The 1,957-nt window shown below is 42.0% G+C and carries 3 protein-coding genes and 1 pseudogene; all 4 read right to left on the reverse strand.

Annotated features, from left to right (window positions below; translation table 11 throughout):
* Positions 1-42: 42 nt before the first annotated feature.
* Positions 43-441, reverse strand: a complete 399-nt coding sequence (locus PSI17_RS16630) for a type II toxin-antitoxin system death-on-curing family toxin (RefSeq protein ID WP_273553021.1) — start codon at positions 439-441, stop codon at positions 43-45.
* Positions 438-659 (reverse strand): type II toxin-antitoxin system Phd/YefM family antitoxin, encoded by a 222-nt coding sequence (locus PSI17_RS16635; RefSeq protein ID WP_010847654.1) that lies wholly within the window; start codon positions 657-659, stop codon positions 438-440. The genes PSI17_RS16630 and PSI17_RS16635 overlap by 4 nt, the downstream gene beginning before the upstream one ends.
* A 558-nt stretch (positions 660-1,217) precedes the next feature.
* On the reverse strand, positions 1,218-1,493 hold the full coding sequence (locus tag PSI17_RS17520; RefSeq protein WP_443256047.1) for an ogr/Delta-like zinc finger family protein: 276 nt from the start codon (positions 1,491-1,493) through the stop codon (positions 1,218-1,220).
* A gap of 120 nt (positions 1,494-1,613) precedes the next feature.
* A pseudogene (locus PSI17_RS16640) lies at positions 1,614-1,957 on the reverse strand (alkaline-shock protein); the annotation flags it as partial.

The following is a 1,957-nucleotide window of genomic DNA, read 5'->3' on the forward strand; positions in this document are numbered from 1 at the left end:
AAATTGAGATGTTCCTTGCATCCTCAAAAAAACGTGCTGTTATCATGGATTACAGCTCGGGTTAGTATAGTCCCCCAATTCGCGCAGGTGCTGCGCCAACTGGTCAACGGTTTTCTCGCCCGTAGCGGCATCTACCGTTAAGTTTTCCAATGTATTGTCGTTATCACGGATCTTGATACCGTTACGATAGAGAAAAATCATGGTAACGAAAAACGCTGTGCGCTTATTACCATCATTGAAAATATGACCACGAGCGATAGCAGCCCAATAGGTCGCTGCAAGTTCAAAAATATCTGTTATGCCTTCATAGTGTGTGCGGTTCTGTACCCGATAGATGAGCGCTTCAGCTCTACCAGAATCGGGCATTCCGGCAACGCCGGGAAGCCGTTGTAATATTCGGTCATGAAAAGCGATAACTTCCTGTGCGCTGACCCATATCATCGATTTGTCAGTGCCTCTATCGTATGCCCATGACGTTGCATAATCGAATCGAACTCTGCATCCAGCTTAGCGTTTTGCCAATTATCGAATTCAGCTCTACTGATAACGACCGCTGAACTACCGTCTCGACGAGTGATTTCAACAGGTTCACCGTGAGCCGCTGTGTCCAACACTTCCGCGATGTTGGCACGGGCTTGAGTTGAGGTGTATGTACGCATAATATTCCTCCAAATCTGTACATATTAATTGTACATTTCTTGGGTGATTATTCAACAACGCAGATCCCGGCACGGCTCACCTTTAACGGTGACTTTTTTACATCTTCATATAACGTAACCAATCGCCCGCTAAGCTACGCAGATAAAATTTTGCAGTCTAGATGGATTCATTTGGTTCACGTCACCACATCACGCCTACGCCACGTAATCCCCATGAAATAAACGTAAACCCGACGTAAAACGCACTACTCCGCACCCGCCTGCACGTTTTGGATCAAAAAATTATTTCAGTTTTAAAATTCTACAAAACATATCTCCAGACTGTGCCAGTACTGGCTGTGTGAGAAAAATCTCAAACTGAAATGAGTGAAAAGAATTTCAGTAAATTACAGTTTCCTATTCCGTCTCATTCTGGTGATGTGATTGTATCACCTTGAAATAAAATAATTTTTCTATTTTACGTGAGATTTTTACTTGGGAGGAAACCCAACATAAAAACTAGAAAGCCAGTCTTTATGCGGGGTAAGAGGAAATGTAAACTGAAATGGTGCAAAAAATTTATTTTTCCTGTTCACGTTCTGCGCCTGACAATTCTGGCCAGAAAATGTTGATGCTGATTCTTAGATTGCTACACTTCAATACATGATTACTTGGATCTTGTGTCAACTTACTGTGACGTATCGAATGTGAAAAACTCATGGTTAAAACGTATGTATAACCACATTCAACATCATTACAGCAACAGTAAATTTCCGGTATGTTATTCAATCCTTCCGTTTTGATTTTTTTGATTGTTGCCTGTCCGTCACACTCTGGGCAATATATTTTTAACACTCGTATCGATAACCCTCACATCAATTGCCTGCCAGAATAAAGCCCATTAAATATCTACCTTTCCATTTTCAGTGTTACCACTGTTACACATTAAATATAAGACAGTCAGTTTTATCCCGATTACTCAGCAGAGCCTAAGACGTCACTGTTAAATAAGTAAACCCGTTTAAGCCCTATTTCTGGCAGGCGTATACTCGTTTGTATCCTGCCGTCCTTGCCTGCTTCTAACCAACCCTTTTCAACACACAAACGGGCAACTTTGCGCGAATCAAAGCCCTTGCATATCTCTTTCCATGCGGAGGATAAAACATAAAATTGAACAGTTGGGTCTTGATTGCCAGTACCTCTTTCTATACGGCGAAAGCCCATCATATTGAGAGGTCGGCTATTTTCATCGTACCAATCCGCAAAGCGGCTGAATTGGTTACGTGAAATAAAATCGGTCACTTGCTCCAATGCCGTAA

Source organism: Xenorhabdus sp. IM139775 (assembly GCF_028598745.1).
Taxonomy (GTDB): domain Bacteria; phylum Pseudomonadota; class Gammaproteobacteria; order Enterobacterales; family Enterobacteriaceae; genus Xenorhabdus.